Genomic DNA, 14,738 nt, shown 5'->3' with positions numbered 1-14,738 from the left:
AGCAAGGCAGGCCGTACTTACCACCCTGAGTAACCAGGTAGGTACGCCTTGCCTTGCTGTCCGAAGGCCGTCATCCGAGTGGCCCTTTTGTGGTGATAACCGGCCTCTGTCGCGGCTCCGCGTGGCACAGATCCCACAGGGACGAGAACTGGCTCGCTGCGAGCGAAGGGTCGACGCGATGGAGCTGACCGCAGGAAATCCGGCAGGACCGCGGACGAACGAGGCGCCGGCGGCGGTACCCGGGGCTCCCGAACCGGACGCCCGGGCACGGGGCGGCCTGGGCGACCGGGCCCGGGGCGCACTCCTGGGCCTCGCGGTCGGCGACGCTCTGGGCGCCCCTGCGGAGAACATGCGGCCCTCCGAGATCCGCCGTCGCTGGGGCCGGATCGAGGGCTTCGTGAGCGACGACCCGGCGGGCACGGACGACACGGAGTACGCGATCTTCTCCGGGCTGCTGCTGGCCCGGCACGGCTCGGCGCTGACCGTCACCCATGTCGAACGGGCCTGGCACCTGTGGATCGCCGACCTGGACGAGGGGCCGTTCCGCGGTGCCGGTTTCAGCGAGCGCGGCACGCTGGAGAACCTGCGCCGGGGCCTGGCCGCCCCCATCTCCGCCCAGCACCGGCACGCCTGGAGCGACGGCCTGGCGATGAGGGCGGCCCCCTTCGGCGTCTTCGCCGCGGGCCGGCCCGCGGAGGCGGCACGGCTGGTCGCGGTGGACGGCCGGGTCAGCCATGACGGCGAGGGCATCTACGGCGGCCAGGCGGTGGCGGCCGGGGTGGCGGCCGCGATGACGGGAGCCGGGGTCACCTCCGTGATCGCCGCCGCGCTCTCCGTCGTACCGATGGACTCGTGGACGGCGCGCTCGCTGCGCCGGGCGGTGACCGCGGCGCAGCGCCCGTATCCCGACCGGCTGACGAGGGAGCGGGCGGTGCGATCGGCCGTCGTCATCGGCGGATACCCGTGGACGGATCTGGCACCGGAGGCGGTGGGCCTGGCCTTCGGCGCGTTCGCGGCGGCGCACGGCGACTTCCGTACGGCGGTGCTGATGGCGGTCAACATGGGCCGCGACGCCGATACGACGGCCGCGGTGGCGGGGGCCCTGGCCGGAGCGCTGCACGGGGCGTCCGCCATCCCGCGCCCGTGGGCGGACGCGATCGGTCCGGTCCGCGGCAGCTGCCTCCCGTCGATGCGCGGCCACCACGTCCTGGACATCGCCGAGCTGCTCACCCCGGACGAGCCGGAGGACCAGGGCGGGGACGATCCGCCCGGGCCGGGAACCCCGGTGGGCGACGCCACGGCGACGGCGGTGCGGCGATGACCACCGCCAGGGACACCCCACGGACCGGTACCGGGACGGGAGCCCGGACGCGCACACCTCGCCGGGCCCGCATCGAGGGACTGCTCCTCGGGCTGGCCGCCGGGGACGCCGCCGGATGGCCGGCCGCCCGGCACCGGGCGGCCCGGATGCCGGAGTGGACGCGGCGCCTGACCCGGGAGCTCGACACGTTCGCCGAGCAGAACGCGACGACCACGCTGCCCGTACCCATCGCGCTCAACCAGCCGCCCGAGCCCCTGCGGCTCGGCCCGTCCGACGACGCGGAATGGGCGGCCTTCGCCGCCGGGACGGTACTCACCTCCGCGGCGGGTGCGCTGCAGGGCCTGGCCCCCGGGCGCCGGATGCGGGCCGCCGTGGACGCCGCGTGGAACGCGCTGGCCGCCGAGGTCGCCGCAGCCGCCGCCCGGGCGCCCGAGGTCGAGTCGGCGGTCCTGCCGCTGCGGGCCCGGATCTCGGTCCGGGCCGGGCTCGGCAACCTCGCCGCCGGCCTCCGCCCGCCCGCCACCGGGCACGACAACCCGCACTACTTCGACGACGCGGCGTGTGTGCGGGCCGCCGTGCTGGCCGTCGTGCACCCAGGCGATCCCGAGTCCGCGGCCGGCCTCGCGGAGTTCGACGCGCGCTACACCCAGGACGGCGACGGGGTGCACGGGGCGCGGGCCATGGCCGCCGCGATCGCCGAGGCGCTCGGCGGGGCGGACGTGGACACCGCGGTGAACGCGGCGCTCGCCCAGCTCCCCGAGGGCACCGAGATCGCCCGCAACGCCGCCCACGCGGTCCGCATCGCCCGCGACTTCGCCGGTGAGCGGGCCGGCGCGTTCGCCCTCGTACCGGTGCTGGAGCATCAGATCGTCGACCACGTCTACAGCTACGGGATCGCCGCGGCCGAGACGGTTCCCGTGGCCCTCGCCCTGGCCACCGCGGCCCGCGGCGACATCGCCCAGGCGGTGCCGTCGGCGGCCTGTCTGTCCAGGGTCGCCGACTCGGCCCCCGCCCTGGCCGGCGCGCTCACCGGCGCGCTGGGCTCGATCACCACCGTCCCCGACGGCTGGCGCGAGGCGTGCCGCACCCTGGCCGGGTGCGCGCTGCCCCGTTTCGCGGGCACGGATCTGATCGAACTCGCCGGGCTGCTGGCAGACACGGAACCGGCACCCGCGGGTGGACAATTCGGACATGACATCCACCGCGCCCCCGGCGCCCACGAGGTCCGCACCCCCCACGACAGCCGCGGCGCCCACGCTCGATGAACGGATCGCGGGCGCGCTCGTCGGCGCGGCCGTCGGCGACGCGCTCGGCGGTCCGGTCGAGGGCTACTCCCCGGAGCAGATCGTGGCGCGCCACGGCGGCCGGGTCACCGGTGTCGTCGGCCCGTGGGACGGCGACGACTGGCGGACCGCCCGCCCGATCGCGCCATACCACAAGGGCGACGGGCACGTCACCGACGACACCTTGATGACCCATGCGCTGGTGCGGGTGTACGGAAAGGTCCGCGGCCATCTCGACGCGTACGCCGTCGCCGGCCACCTCGTGCCGGAACTGATGTCGCATCCCCGCTGGATTCCGGAGCTGGAGGCCGAGGCTCTGCCGCTCCAGCGGATCTTCCTCGCCGAGAAGTGGATCGTCGCCCGGCTGCACTACGGCCATGTCGACCCGCGCGAGGCGGGCACCGGGAACATCGTCAACTGCGGCGCGGCGATGTACATGGCGCCCGTCGGCCTGGTCAACGCGGCCCATCCGCAGGCCGCGTACGCCGAGGCGCTGGATGTCGCGGGCGCCCATCAGTCGTCGTACGGCAGGGAGGCGGCCGGAGTCTTCGCGGCCGCCGTCGCCGCGGCCTGCGCCCCGGGCGCGACCCCCGCGAGCGTCGTCGAGACATGTCTGGCGCTCGCCAAGGACGGCACCCGGGCCGCGATCGACGCGGTCTGCGAAACGGCCGTCGGATACCGGGACTTCGAGTCGGCGCTCGTCCCGCTGCGGGAGGCCGTCGCCCCGTTCGACACGGTCGGCCCCGACTACCGCGCTCCCTCCCTCGGCGCCCGCCGCCCGTCCCGGCTGCACGCCATCGAGGAGCTCCCCGTCGCGCTGGGGATGCTGCTGGTCGCGGACGGGGACTATCGGCAGACGGTCCTCGGCTCGGTCAACTACGGGCGGGACTGCGACTCGATCGCCACCATGGGCGGCGCGATCGCGGGCGCGCTGCACGGCGAGCGGGCGGTCCCGGCGGACTGGGCGACCACGGTCGGCGAGGCCAGCCGGCTCGACCTGCGGGCCCCGGCCCGCACCCTGGCCGAGGTCGCCCGCGAGGTGTTCGCACAGGACACGGCCCGCCGCCGCGCCCACGAAGCGGCCTTCGCCACGTCGGCGGGCCGGCCGTGACCACCGCGGTGCGGGCCACCTGGGTCCAGCCCGAGGACCTGGTCGGGCACGAGCTGCGGCAGGCGGCCGAGGACGGGCGGGACGTCCGGGACATCGAGCGCCGGTGGTACGAGGCCGGCGGCTCGCCCGCCCCGGACCGCGCGGGCGCCTCGACTCCCCCGGCCGCGCCCGGGCTGCGCACGGTCGCCGCCCGTCTGCTGGACGAACTGGCCCTGCTGGAGTCGCCGCTGGCCGACGGCGAACCGACCGCCCTCGACGCGATCCGGGAGGCCTGCCCGCAGTGGCCGCACCCGCGCACGGAGCCGGCCGACGTGGACCGCGAGCGGCTGCACGCGGCCTGGCTGGGCCGCGCGGCCGGCTGTCTGCTCGGCAAACCGGTCGAGAAACTGCCGCTGGAGGGCATCCGCGCCCTGGCCCGCGCCACCGGCAACTGGCCGCTGAGTACCTGGTTCACCGCGCGCGGCCTGCCCCCGGCGCTGGCGGCCACCTACCCCTGGAACCGCCGCTCGGCGTCCACCTCGCTGGCCGAGAACATCGACGGGATGCCCGAGGACGACGACCTCAACTACCCGCTGCTCACCGTGCTGCTGCTCCAGCGGTACGGCAGGTCCTTCAGCACCGCCGACCTCGCCAGGCTCTGGCTGGAGGAGCTCCCGGCGGGCCGGACGTTCACCGCCGAACGGATCGCGTACCGCAATCTGCTCGACGGCCTCGAACCACCGGACACCGCCTGCCACCGCAATCCGTTCCGGGAGTGGATCGGGGCGCAGATCCGTGCCGACGTCCACGGCTGGACCCATCCCGGTGATCCCGGCGCGGCGGCGGAACAGGCTCATCGCGACGCGGTCCTCACCCACACCGGCAACGGCGTGTACGGCGCGATGTTCACCGCGGCGGCGCTCGCGGAGGCGGCCGGTGGCGAGGCCGACGTGCACGGCTGTCTCGCCGCCGGTCTGCGCGTGGTGCCCCCGGACTCACGGTTCGCGCAGGCCGTACGGGCCGGTATCGCCACGGCCCGCGAGGAGAAGCGTTTCGATGTGGTCGTCGACCGCCTGCACGCGGCGTACGGCAGGTATCACTGGGTCCATGTGCTGCCCAACGCGGCTCTGCTCGCCGCCGCCCTCACCCACGCCGACGGTGACTTCACCGGCTCGGTCTGCCGTGCGGTGTCCGGCGGCTGGGACACCGACTCCAACGGGGCGACCGCCGGTTCGCTCGCCGGTCTGCTGGCCGGACGGCCGGACGCGCTGCCCGACCGGTGGACCACCCCGCTGAAGAACCGGCTCGCCACGTCCGTCCCCGGTTTCGACTCGGTCGGCTTCGACACCCTCGCCGACCTGACCCACCGGCTCACCCGGCCCACCCACGAGGAGGCACTCCGCCCATGACCAAAGTCGCGGTGCTCGGCAGCACCAATATGGATCTTGTGGCCTACGTCGACCGGGCTCCGGAACGCGGGGAGACCGTCACCGGGCGGGAGTTCCGCACCATTCCCGGCGGCAAGGGCGCCAACCAGGCCGTCGCCGCCGCCCGCGCGGGCGGTGCCGTGATGATGATCGGCGCGGTGGGAGACGACGAGTACGGCGCCCGGATGCGGGAGAACCTGGAGCACTCGGGCGTCGACACCGATCTCCTGCACACCGCCGAAGGGCCCAGCGGCACGGCGCACATCGTGGTGGACGGCAAGGGCTCCAACGCGATCGTCGTGATCCCCGGCGCCAACGGCACCGTCACCGCGCTCGGCCCGGGCGAGATCGCCGCGATCGCGGAGGCCGATCTGCTGCTGCTCCAGTTGGAACTGCCGCTCTCCGCCGTGATCGAAGGGGCCCGTGCCGGTCACGCGCAGGGGGTGCGGACGATCCTCACCCCGTCTCCCGTGCAGCAGCTGCCCGCCGAACTCCTCGACTGCGTCGACCTGCTGATCGCCAACGAGTACGAGGCGGCCGAACTGTCGGGGCACGCCGAACCGCACGCGGCGGCGGAGATCCTGCTCAGTCAGGTACCCGCGCTCGTCATCACGCTCGGCTCGAAGGGCTGCCTGTACGCGGCACGGGGCAGCCAGACCGTCCACTTCCCCGCCCCCGAGGTCACCTCCGTCGACACCACCGGCGCCGGGGACACCTTCGTCGGCACGCTCTCCGTGGCGCTGGGTGAGGGACGGCCGGTGCCGCAGGCCATCGCCTGGGCGTCGGCTGCCGCCGCGCTCTGCGTCCAGAAGCCCGGCGCCTCGATCTCCATGCCGTACCGCAGCGAAATCGACGCCGCGTGAGCGCGCCGGAAGCGGGCCCGCTGACCGGGCTGCGCGTCCTCGATCTCGCCACGCTGTTCGCGGGCCCCCTGTGCGCCACGATGCTGGGCGACTTCGGCGCCGATGTGATCAAGGTCGAGCATCCGGGCAAACCCGACCCGTCCCGGGGACACGGCCCGGCGAAGGACGGGGTCGGTCTCTGGTGGAAGCTGCTCGGCCGCAACAAGCGCAACCTCACGCTCGATCTGTCCTGCCCGGACGGCCGTGATCTGTTGCTGCGGCTCGCCGCCGACACCGACGTGATCATCGAGAACTTCCGGCCGGGCACGCTGGAGCGGTGGGGGCTCGGCCCGGCGGAACTGCACGCCGCCAACCCGCGCCTCGTGCTGGTCCGGGTCACGGGCTTCGGCCAGTTCGGCCCGTACGCGCACCGGCCCGGCTTCGGCACGCTCGCGGAGGCGATGAGCGGTTTCGCGGCGATCACCGGGGAGCCGGACGGTCCTCCGACACTGCCGCCGTTCGGTCTCGCCGACTCGATCGCGGCGCTCGCCACCTCGTTCGCCGTGATGGCCGCGCTGGCCGGCCGGGACCGCACGGGCACGGGCCAGGTCGTCGACATGGCGATCATCGAGCCGATCCTGACGGTGCTCGGCCCGCAGCCGCTCTGGTACGACCAGCTGGGTTACGTCCAGCCGCGCACCGGCAACCGTTCGCGCAACAACGCCCCGCGCAACACCTACCGCACCTCGGACGGGCAGTGGGTGGCCGTCTCCACCTCGGCGCAGTCCGTCGCGGAGCGCGTGATGCGCCTGGTGGGCCGGGAGGAGCTGATCGAGGAACCGTGGTTCGCCTCCGGGACCACCCGGGCCGAGCACAGCGACGAACTCGACGAGGCGGTCGGCCACTGGATCGGGCGGCGCACCCGGGACGAGGCGGTCTCCGCGTTCGAGAAGGCGGAGGCCGCCATCGCCCCCGTCCACGACATCCGTGACGTGATGGAGGACCCGCAGTACCGGGCCCTGGGCTCCCTCACGGAGGTCGACGACCCGGAGCTGGGCCCGCTGCGGATGCAGAACGTCCTCTTCCGGCTCTCCGGCACCCCCGGCGGCATCCGCTGGGCGGGACGGCCGCACGGGGCGGACACGGAGGAGATCCTCACCGGGCTCGGTCTGAGCGGCGAGGAGATCGCGGCCCTGCGGTCGGAGCGTGTCCTGTGACCGCCGAGACCCCGCTGACATGGCTGTACGTCCCCGGTGACCGGCCGGATGTGGTGCGCAAGGCACGGGACTCCGGGGCGGACAGGGTGATCGTCGACCTGGAGGACGCGGTCGCCCCCGACCGCAAGGAGTACGCACGGTCCGCCGCCGTCGAACTGCTCTCCGAGCCGGCCTCCCCCACGGCGGCGCCGGTGCACGTCCGGGTCAACGACGAGACGGACGTGCTGGCCCTGGCGGGGCTGCCGGGCCTCGCCGGACTGCGGCTGCCGAAGATCACGCACGCCGCGTCCGTCCACCACATCGCGGCGCTGGCCCCGGGGGTCGCGCTCTGCCCGCTGCTGGAGTCGGCGCTCGGCATCGAGCACGCGTACTCGGTGGCCGGCGCCCATCCGCAGGTGCGTTCCATCGCCCTGGGGGAGGCGGATCTCCGGGCGGATCTGGGGGTGCGCGAGGACGCGGGGCTCGACTGGTCGCGCAGCCGGGTGGTGGTCGCGGCCAGGGCGGCCGGTCTGGCCCCGCCCACCCAGTCGGTGTTCCCGGACGTCCGGGACCTGGACGGGCTGTGGAAGTCCTGCGCCCACGGGCGGGCGCTCGGGTTCCTGGGCCGGGCGGCGATCCATCCCCGGCAGCTCCCGGTGATCGAGCGGGCGTTCCGGCCGACGCGGCAGGAGGTCGAGGCGGCTCAGGAGATCGTCGAGGCGGCCCGGGTCGAGGCGGGTGCGCTGGCCCTGCCGGACGGCCGCTTCGTAGACGCGGCGGTAGTCGCCCAGGCCCACCGCACGCTCGCCCTGGCGGGGCGGGGGCGGTGAGCGGGTCGCGGCGGGGCCGGGCGCGGTGCGCGGGGCCGGCAACGATGCGCGGGCGGCGCCGCTGACCGCCTTGTCCTCGATCGCCGGACGGGCTTGACGGGCCGCCCGGCCCGCCGGACCCCGCCGTCCGGCGATCGAGGACCCCACCACTCGCAGAGATTCCGCGCGGTCGGCGAAATCAAGCCCGTCCGGCGGTTGAGGACACCGTGCCGCAGGCACGGACGGCACGGACATGACGAGGGGCCGCCGAATCGTTCGGCGGCCCCTCGTCGTCGTCCGTGTGCCGGCGTCAGCCCCTGGCCGTCTCCGCCTCGCCGTTCGTCTTCGGCGCGTCTTCTTCGGCCTCGGCGTCGGCATGGGCCTCGGCCTCGACCGGCGTCGCTTCGGAGGACTCCGTGTCCTCGGCGGCTCCGCCGTCCTTGGCCTCAGGCGCCTCAGGCGTCTCCGATGCCTCCGACGCCTCCGGCTCGACGATCTCCTCGCGCCCCGGCCGTACCTTCGCCGAGATCACGATGTACGTCACCGCCAGCACGAACACGATCAGCGCGGTCCACACGTTCAGCCGCAGGCCCAGGATGTGGTGGGCCTCGTCGACGCGCATGTACTCGATCCAGGCACGGCCCGCACAGTACGCCGCGACGTACAGCGCGAACGCCCGTCCGTGTCCGAGCTTGAAGCGGCGGTCCGCCCAGATCACCAGGAGCGCGACGCCGATGCACCACAGCGACTCGTACAGGAAGGTCGGGTGGTAGGTGCCGGCGACCCGGTTGGGGCCCTCGCTGATCTTCAGCGCCCACGGGACGTCGGTCGCCCGGCCGTACAGCTCCTGGTTGAACCAGTTGCCCCAGCGGCCGCAGGCCTGGGCCAGGGCGATGCCGGGGGCGAGTGCGTCGGCCCAGGCGGGCAGCGGGATCCCGCGGCGGCGGCAGCCGATCCAGGCACCGACCGCGCCGAGCGCGATCGCACCCCAGATACCGAGGCCGCCCTGCCAGATCTTGAAGGCGTCGACCCAGTTCTCACCGTCGCTGAAGTACAGCTGGTAGTCGGTGATGACGTGGTAGAGCCTGCCGCCGACCAGGCCGAAGGGCACGGCCCAGACGGCGATGTCGGCGACCGTGCCGGCTCTGCCGCCTCGGGCGACCCAGCGCTTGTTGCCGAACCAGACGGCGACGAAGACACCGATGATGATGCAGAACGCGTAGCCGCGGAGCGGGATCGGTCCGAGATCGATCACGCCGGTCGACGGGCTGGGGATGTAGGCAAGATTCATGGCACGGTCGACGCTACCCTGCCGGGCGGGACGTGCGGCAACCCGCCCGACAACGTCTGGGTAACGAGCCGGTCATCGATTCCCCAGGCGGCCCTCGTCTCAGGACCCCGAGGGGGCGGGTGAGACGGTCCCCGGCTTCTTGCCCTTGTTGGCCTCGGCGACCCACTTCTCCAGGTTGGCCACCGTGATCGGCTCGTCCCCCTTCTTGGGGAAGATCGACTCGCCGTTGAGCAGCGCCGTCGGCGTGCCCTGGAATCCGCCGTTCTCGAAGGCGGTGTTGGACTTCTCCACCCAGGCGTCGTGCGTGCCGTCCTCCACACAGCTGCGGAACGCGGGCGTGTCGAGGCCCTCGACCTTCTTGGACAGCTCGATCAGCTTGCCGTTGTCGCCGAAGGCGTCGTCGGACTCCGGCGGCTGGTTGCTGTAGAGGACGTCGTGGTACGCGGGGAACTTGCCGACGTCCTGGGCGCAGGCCACCGCGTTGGCCGCCTTGAGAGAGCCGCTGCCGCCGAGGTTGCCGTCGATCAGCGTGGCGAAGTGGTACTCGACCTTGAGCTGCCCGCTCTGCTCCATCCGGTGGATCGTGTCCCGGAACGCGTTCTCGAACTGGGCGCAGACCGGGCAGCGGAAGTCCTCCCAGACCGTGAGCGTGGACGGGGCGTCGTCCGCTCCCACCGGAATGGTCAGGCTGTCCTTGCCGGTGGCGCCGGACGGTGCGACGGCGGGCCCCGAGGCCTTGTCCTTGTCGCCCTTGCCACCGGAGTTCGCCGCGATCACGCCGACGACGGCGGCCAGCCCCAGGATTCCCACCACGGCGGCGGAGACGATCAGCGTGCGGCGGCGGCGCTCACGCGCCCTCACCTGCTCGCGCTGCTGGATCAGCCGGTCTCGCGCGGCCCGTTTTCCCTCTTGGTTCTTCTCGCTCACACCCGCAGCAACGAACCGGGGAGGCACTCGCGTGCCTCCCCGGTCCCAGGTCCACCCATTCGGGTGAGGAAGGGTGTCAGCGCTTTCGAACGCCTTCGGCCAGACCGGCCGCCAGCGAACGGACGGCCTCCAGGCCCGCGGCCTCGTCCGGCGCGTCGAGCATCCGCTTGACGAAGGCGGAGCCCACGATGACGCCGTCGGCGAAGCCGGCGACCTCGGCGGCCTGGTCGGCGTTGGAGACGCCGAGGCCGACGCAGACCGGGATTTCGGTGGTGGCGCGCGTGCGCCGCACCAGGTCCTGGGCCTGCTCGCCGACCGAGACGCGGGTACCGGTGACCCCCATCAGCGAGGCGGCGTACACGAAGCCGGAACCGGCCTCCGTGATGGTGGCGAGCCGATCGTCCTTGCTGCTCGGCGCGACGACGAAGACGGTTGCCAGACCGTGCTTGTCAGCGTGCTCACGCCACAGGGCGGACTCCTGGACCGGCAGGTCGGGCAGGATGCACCCGGCGCCGCCCGCCTCGGCGAGTTCGGCGGTGAAGCGCTCGACGCCGTACCGGTCGATCGGGTTCCAGTACGTCATGACGAGGATCGGGATGCCGGTCGCCTCGTGCGCCTCGCGGACCGTACGCATCACGTCGGCGATCCGGACCCCGCCGCGCAGCGCGATGTCGTCGGCCGTCTGGATGACGGGCCCGTCGAGCACGGGGTCGCTGTGGGGCAGCCCCACCTCGACGATGTCGGCGCCGCCGGCGGCCACGGCCTTGACGGCCTCGATGGCGCCGTCCACGGTCGGGAAGCCGGCGGGCAGGTACGCGATCAGCGCGGCCCGGTTCTCGGCCTTCGCGGCGGCGAGCGTGGTGTTCAGCAGTTCGATGTTGCCGCTCACTTGACGTCCCCCTCGATCTCGGCGCCTTCGCTGCCCGCATCGGCCTCGACGGCGGCGTCGGTGTCGTACAGCCCGAAGTAGCGCGCTGCCGTGTCCATGTCCTTGTCGCCCCGGCCTGACAGGTTGACCAGGATCAGGCCGTCCTTGCCGAGCTCCTTGCCGACCTCCAGGGCTCCGGCCAGCGCGTGTGCGCTCTCGATGGCCGGGATGATCCCCTCGGTGCGGGAGAGCAGGCGCAGCGCCTGCATGGCCGCGTCGTCGGTGACCGCGCGGTACTCACCCCGGCCGACGTCCTTCAGGTAGGCGTGCTCCGGGCCGATGCCCGGGTAGTCCAGGCCGGCCGAGATGGAGTACGGCTCGGTGATCTGGCCCTCGTCGTCCTGGAGGACGTAGCTGCGCGAGCCGTGCAGGATGCCGGGCTCGCCCTCGGTCAGGGTCGCCGCGTGCTCACCCGTCTCCACGCCGTGCCCGGCGGGCTCGCAGCCGATGAGGCGGACTCCGGCGTCCGGGATGAGGGCGTGGAAGAGGCCGATGGCGTTGGAACCGCCGCCGACGCAGGCGATGGCGGCGTCCGGCAGCCGGCCGGCCCGCTCCAGGATCTGGCGCCTGGCCTCGACGCCGATCACGCGGTGGAAGTCGCGGACCATCGCGGGGAAGGGGTGCGGACCCGCGACCGTACCGAAGAGGTAGTGGGTGCGGTCCACGTTGGCGACCCAGTCGCGGAACGCCTCGTTGATGGCGTCCTTGAGCGTGCGGGAGCCGGACTTCACGGCGATGACCTCGGCGCCCAGCATCCGCATGCGCGCCACGTTCAGCGCCTGCCGCTCAGTGTCGATCTCGCCCATGTAGATGGTGCATTCGAGGCCGAAGAGCGCGCAGGCGGTCGCGGTGGCGACGCCGTGCTGACCGGCTCCGGTCTCCGCGATGACGCGGGTCTTGCCCATGCGCCGGGTGAGAAGTGCCTGGCCCAGCACGTTGTTGATCTTGTGCGAGCCGGTGTGGTTCAGGTCTTCGCGCTTGAGGAAGATCCGCGCGCCGCCGGCGTGCTCGGCGAAGCGCTTGACCTCGGTCAGGGCGCTGGGCCGGCCGGTGTAGTTCACCATCAGCTCGTTGAGCTCGGCGGCGAAGGCCGGGTCCGCCTTGGCCTTGTCGTACTCGACGGCGACCTCGTCCACGGCGGCGACGAGCGCCTCCGGGATGAACTTTCCGCCGTACGCACCGAAGTACCCCTCGGCGCTGGGGATCAGACCCTCCGGGTCCGGAATGAAGAAGTCGGACGACATCTCGGCGTTGCTCCTCGGCATGGCAGTGGGTGGGTTCACCGTATTGCGCCGTGAGCGGAGCGCCGCCGCGGCCGTGGACGGCCGGGCGGTTCGGTCGTGCGGATCCGCCGGATGGGGCGGGGTGCGACGGCCGGGGCTCGCTCTACTGCGCGGGCCCCGTGCGCCATCGCATGCCGTTGACCTGTCCTGGCTCGTCGCCGATCACGTACCGCACCCGCCGTCCGTGCACGCGGCGCGCGGGGGCGCGGCAGCCGCGGGGGCGGCAGCCGCGCGCCAGCGGCGCGTGCGGGTCGCGTCCCTGCGGCTGCCGCGCCCCGGCGGGGCACAGGCCCGCCCGGGGGCGGAGCGCGGAACGGTCGGGGGTCACGGGCCGGGGCCTTTCGTTCGAATCGGGCCGGATACGGGAGCGGGGTCCGGTGCGTGCGGCTGCAAGGCGGAGCAGGGAGTCACTGCGGAGCATCGGCGAGCGACGACAACCCCCCGGATGCGCGTGCCGGGCCCTGCGAGCCCGGCACGATCCGAACGGGAGGCCCTGGGTCAGCCCCGTCCGTGCCGGAGCGCGGGGTGGGCGCCGGCGGCGACCAGGTCGGCGACGGCAGCCCGCGGGTCGCGGCCGGTGACCAGGGACTCGCCGACCAGCACACCGTCCGCGCCCGCGTTGGCGTAGGCGATGAGGTCGTGCGGTCCGCGGACGCCGGACTCGGCGATCTTGACGATGTGGTCCGGAATCTCGGGGGCGACGCGCTCGAAGGTGGAGCGGTCGACCTTGAGGTCCTTCAGGTTGCGCGCGTTGACGCCGATGATCTTCGCGCCGGCCTCGACCGCGCGCTCCGCCTCCTCCTCGTCGTGCGCCTCGACCAGCGGCGTCAGGCCGATGGACTCGGCACGCTCGATCAGGGAGACGAGGGCCTCCTGGTCGAGGGCGGCGACGATCAGCAGGGCGAGGTCGGCGCCGTAGGCGCGGGCCTCCCACAGCTGGTACGAGGTGACGATGAAGTCCTTGCGAAGGATCGGGATGTCGACCTTGGCGCGTACGGCCTCCAGGTCGGCCAGCGATCCGCCGAAGCGGCGCTCCTCGGTGAGGACCGAGATGACGGACGCGCCGCCCGCCTCGTAGTCCGCGGCGAGCGCGGCCGGGTCGGCGATGGCGGCAAGGGCGCCCTTGGAGGGGCTGGAGCGCTTGACCTCGCAGATGACGGTCACGCCCTCGCCGCGCAGGGCGGCGACTCCGTCCTTGGCCTGGGGAGCGCGCGCCGCGCGCTCCTTGAGCTCGTCGAGGCTGACGCGCGCCTGCCGCTCCGCGAGGTCGGCGCGAACGCCGTCGATGATCTCGTCGAGCACACTCACGCGAGAGGCCCCCTTCCGGGACGTTGACAGGGGAACAGAATGGAACATCCCGATGGTATCCGCAGGAGGCCGATGGGCCCGCATCCGCCTGGCGGGTATCCCACTACCTGGGCATTCACGGCGCCAGCGCCGATCCGAACGGCAGGTTCCGGACCACGGTGAAGACCAGCAGCACGGCTCCGATCGCCCACCAGTGAACGGGTTTCGGTTCGATCCGCAGCGGCCGTCCGGCCGCCGCGCGGACCATCCAGAGCGCCCAGAGCACGGCGAAGGCCACGTACCCGATGACGGCGACGGCGTTGGAGCCGAGTGCGCCTGCGAAGTCACCGTGGGCGAAGGCGTGGGCGCTGCGCAGCCCGCCGCAGCCCGGGCAGAAGACGCCGGTGAGCCGGAGCAGCGGGCAGACCGGGTAGTGCCCGGGTTCGTTGGGGTCCACGGTGCCGACGTAGGCGAAGGCGGCGACGACGCCCGCCATGACGGCCGCGGGCCTGGCGATCCGCCGCAGCCGCGAGGCGGGAACGGGTGCGGGTCCGTATCCGTGTCCGGGGCCGGGCGGGAAGACCGGCATGGGCCCGGGCCCGGGCGTCGGGGGCGGGCCGGTCACCGGCTGCGGGGGCGGGGTGGGGGAAGGCGATGCGTCCACTCGGTGATTGTCGCCGTTCATACGGAAAGGCGCAGCCCGGTCCGGGCTGCGCCTCGCGTGTGTACGTCCTCTGAACGGGTTCAGGAGACCTGTGCCTGTCCGGCGCGGGCCCTGGCCGCCGCGAGCTCCGCCGACTCCTTCGGCATGCCGAGGCCGGCGGCCTTCATCGCGAGTCCGACGATCCCGCCGACGAAGACGACGACGATTCCGGCCCAGAAGCCGAGCGGGTTGGCCGCGACCATGAAGACGCCCGCGATGCAGAAGCCGATGAAGGCGATGATGACACCGGTCCAGGCGGCCGGGGTGTGTCCGTGGCTGCTGCCCGCCATGAGTTGCTCCTCGTTGGTGTTGCGCTGTTGGTATCGCTCGGGGTCGCCGCGACCATGCCGC

The 14,738-nt window shown here is 73.4% G+C and carries 15 protein-coding genes; 7 read left to right on the top strand and 8 right to left on the bottom strand.

The genetic code is table 11. The features are described from left to right. The first annotated feature begins 178 nt into the window (after positions 1-178). The 7 genes from ACIQMX_RS22075 to ACIQMX_RS22045 are packed head-to-tail and all read left to right on the top strand — an operon-like array spanning position 179 to position 7,989. Positions 179-1,321: an ADP-ribosylglycohydrolase family protein gene (locus ACIQMX_RS22075; protein ID WP_363070520.1), complete on the top strand. Its 1,143-nt coding sequence runs from the start codon at positions 179-181 to the stop codon at positions 1,319-1,321. After that, a complete protein-coding gene (locus ACIQMX_RS22070; RefSeq protein WP_402480399.1) occupies positions 1,318-2,586 on the top strand; it encodes an ADP-ribosylglycohydrolase family protein in 1,269 nt (422 codons plus the stop codon). The genes ACIQMX_RS22075 and ACIQMX_RS22070 overlap by 4 nt, the downstream gene beginning before the upstream one ends. Next, entirely contained in the window at positions 2,513-3,715 is a 1,203-nt protein-coding gene (locus ACIQMX_RS22065) for an ADP-ribosylglycohydrolase family protein (protein ID WP_363070516.1), read from the top strand. Before ACIQMX_RS22070 ends, ACIQMX_RS22065 begins: the two co-directional genes overlap by 74 nt. Continuing rightward, positions 3,712-5,103 (top strand): ADP-ribosylglycohydrolase family protein, encoded by a 1,392-nt coding sequence (locus ACIQMX_RS22060; protein ID WP_402480396.1) that lies wholly within the window; start codon positions 3,712-3,714, stop codon positions 5,101-5,103. The genes ACIQMX_RS22065 and ACIQMX_RS22060 overlap by 4 nt, the downstream gene beginning before the upstream one ends. Further along, positions 5,100-5,984: a ribokinase gene (rbsK, locus tag ACIQMX_RS22055; RefSeq protein ID WP_402480393.1), complete on the top strand. Its 885-nt coding sequence runs from the start codon at positions 5,100-5,102 to the stop codon at positions 5,982-5,984. The genes ACIQMX_RS22060 and rbsK overlap by 4 nt, the downstream gene beginning before the upstream one ends. Then, positions 5,981-7,180 (top strand): CaiB/BaiF CoA transferase family protein, encoded by a 1,200-nt coding sequence (locus tag ACIQMX_RS22050; RefSeq protein WP_402480390.1) that lies wholly within the window; start codon positions 5,981-5,983, stop codon positions 7,178-7,180. The genes rbsK and ACIQMX_RS22050 overlap by 4 nt, the downstream gene beginning before the upstream one ends. Then, the gene (locus tag ACIQMX_RS22045) at positions 7,177-7,989 is read left to right on the top strand and encodes a CoA ester lyase (protein WP_363070508.1); all 813 of its coding nucleotides are present in this window, start codon (positions 7,177-7,179) and stop codon (positions 7,987-7,989) included. Before ACIQMX_RS22050 ends, ACIQMX_RS22045 begins: the two co-directional genes overlap by 4 nt. 289 nt (positions 7,990-8,278) lie before the next feature. Here the strand turns inward: ACIQMX_RS22045 and lgt are convergent, their stop codons facing one another. From lgt to ACIQMX_RS22005, 8 genes are all read right to left on the bottom strand, one after another. Beyond that, entirely contained in the window at positions 8,279-9,259 is a 981-nt protein-coding gene (gene lgt / locus ACIQMX_RS22040; RefSeq protein WP_363070506.1) for a prolipoprotein diacylglyceryl transferase, read from the bottom strand. A gap of 99 nt (positions 9,260-9,358) precedes the next feature. After that, the gene (locus tag ACIQMX_RS22035) at positions 9,359-10,186 is read right to left on the bottom strand and encodes a thioredoxin domain-containing protein (protein WP_363070504.1); all 828 of its coding nucleotides are present in this window, start codon (positions 10,184-10,186) and stop codon (positions 9,359-9,361) included. A gap of 76 nt (positions 10,187-10,262) precedes the next feature. Then, the gene (trpA, locus tag ACIQMX_RS22030) at positions 10,263-11,075 is read right to left on the bottom strand and encodes a tryptophan synthase subunit alpha (protein ID WP_402480385.1); all 813 of its coding nucleotides are present in this window, start codon (positions 11,073-11,075) and stop codon (positions 10,263-10,265) included. Continuing rightward, positions 11,072-12,358: a tryptophan synthase subunit beta gene (gene trpB / locus ACIQMX_RS22025; protein ID WP_363070500.1), complete on the bottom strand. Its 1,287-nt coding sequence runs from the start codon at positions 12,356-12,358 to the stop codon at positions 11,072-11,074. Before trpB ends, trpA begins: the two co-directional genes overlap by 4 nt. 142 nt (positions 12,359-12,500) lie before the next feature. Then, positions 12,501-12,686, bottom strand: a complete 186-nt coding sequence (gene trpM, locus ACIQMX_RS22020) for a tryptophan biosynthesis modulator TrpM (RefSeq protein WP_363070602.1) — start codon at positions 12,684-12,686, stop codon at positions 12,501-12,503. A gap of 209 nt (positions 12,687-12,895) precedes the next feature. Continuing rightward, positions 12,896-13,705 (bottom strand): indole-3-glycerol phosphate synthase TrpC, encoded by an 810-nt coding sequence (gene trpC / locus ACIQMX_RS22015; RefSeq protein ID WP_363070498.1) that lies wholly within the window; start codon positions 13,703-13,705, stop codon positions 12,896-12,898. A 115-nt stretch (positions 13,706-13,820) separates the two neighbouring features. Next, positions 13,821-14,348: a DUF2752 domain-containing protein gene (locus ACIQMX_RS22010; RefSeq protein WP_402480382.1), complete on the bottom strand. Its 528-nt coding sequence runs from the start codon at positions 14,346-14,348 to the stop codon at positions 13,821-13,823. Positions 14,349-14,428: 80 nt separating this feature from the next. Beyond that, positions 14,429-14,677, bottom strand: coding sequence for an HGxxPAAW family protein (locus ACIQMX_RS22005; RefSeq protein WP_363070496.1), 249 nt, complete (start codon positions 14,675-14,677; stop codon positions 14,429-14,431). Between the last annotated feature and the right edge of the window lie 61 nt (positions 14,678-14,738).

The sequence above is a fragment of the Streptomyces sp. NPDC091416 genome (assembly GCF_044756845.1).
Lineage (GTDB): Bacteria > Actinomycetota > Actinomycetes > Streptomycetales > Streptomycetaceae > Streptomyces.
Note: the sequence above shows the minus strand (reverse complement) of the source record. Positions and strands in the feature narration are given on the sequence as shown.

What these genes read in the sequence shown, in the direction of transcription:
- ACIQMX_RS22075 (WP_363070520.1), top strand. Translation starts at nt 179, where the DNA reads ATGGAGCTGACCGCAGGAAATCCGGCAGGACCGCGGACGAACGAGGCG.
- ACIQMX_RS22070 (WP_402480399.1), top strand. Translation starts at nt 1,318, where the DNA reads ATGACCACCGCCAGGGACACCCCACGGACCGGTACCGGGACGGGAGCC.
- ACIQMX_RS22065 (WP_363070516.1), top strand. Translation starts at nt 2,513, where the DNA reads ATGACATCCACCGCGCCCCCGGCGCCCACGAGGTCCGCACCCCCCACG.
- rbsK (WP_402480393.1), top strand. Translation starts at nt 5,100, where the DNA reads ATGACCAAAGTCGCGGTGCTCGGCAGCACCAATATGGATCTTGTGGCC.
- lgt (WP_363070506.1), bottom strand. Translation starts at nt 9,259, where the DNA reads ATGAATCTTGCCTACATCCCCAGCCCGTCGACCGGCGTGATCGATCTC.
- trpB (WP_363070500.1), bottom strand. Translation starts at nt 12,358, where the DNA reads ATGTCGTCCGACTTCTTCATTCCGGACCCGGAGGGTCTGATCCCCAGC.
- ACIQMX_RS22005 (WP_363070496.1), bottom strand. Translation starts at nt 14,677, where the DNA reads ATGGCGGGCAGCAGCCACGGACACACCCCGGCCGCCTGGACCGGTGTC.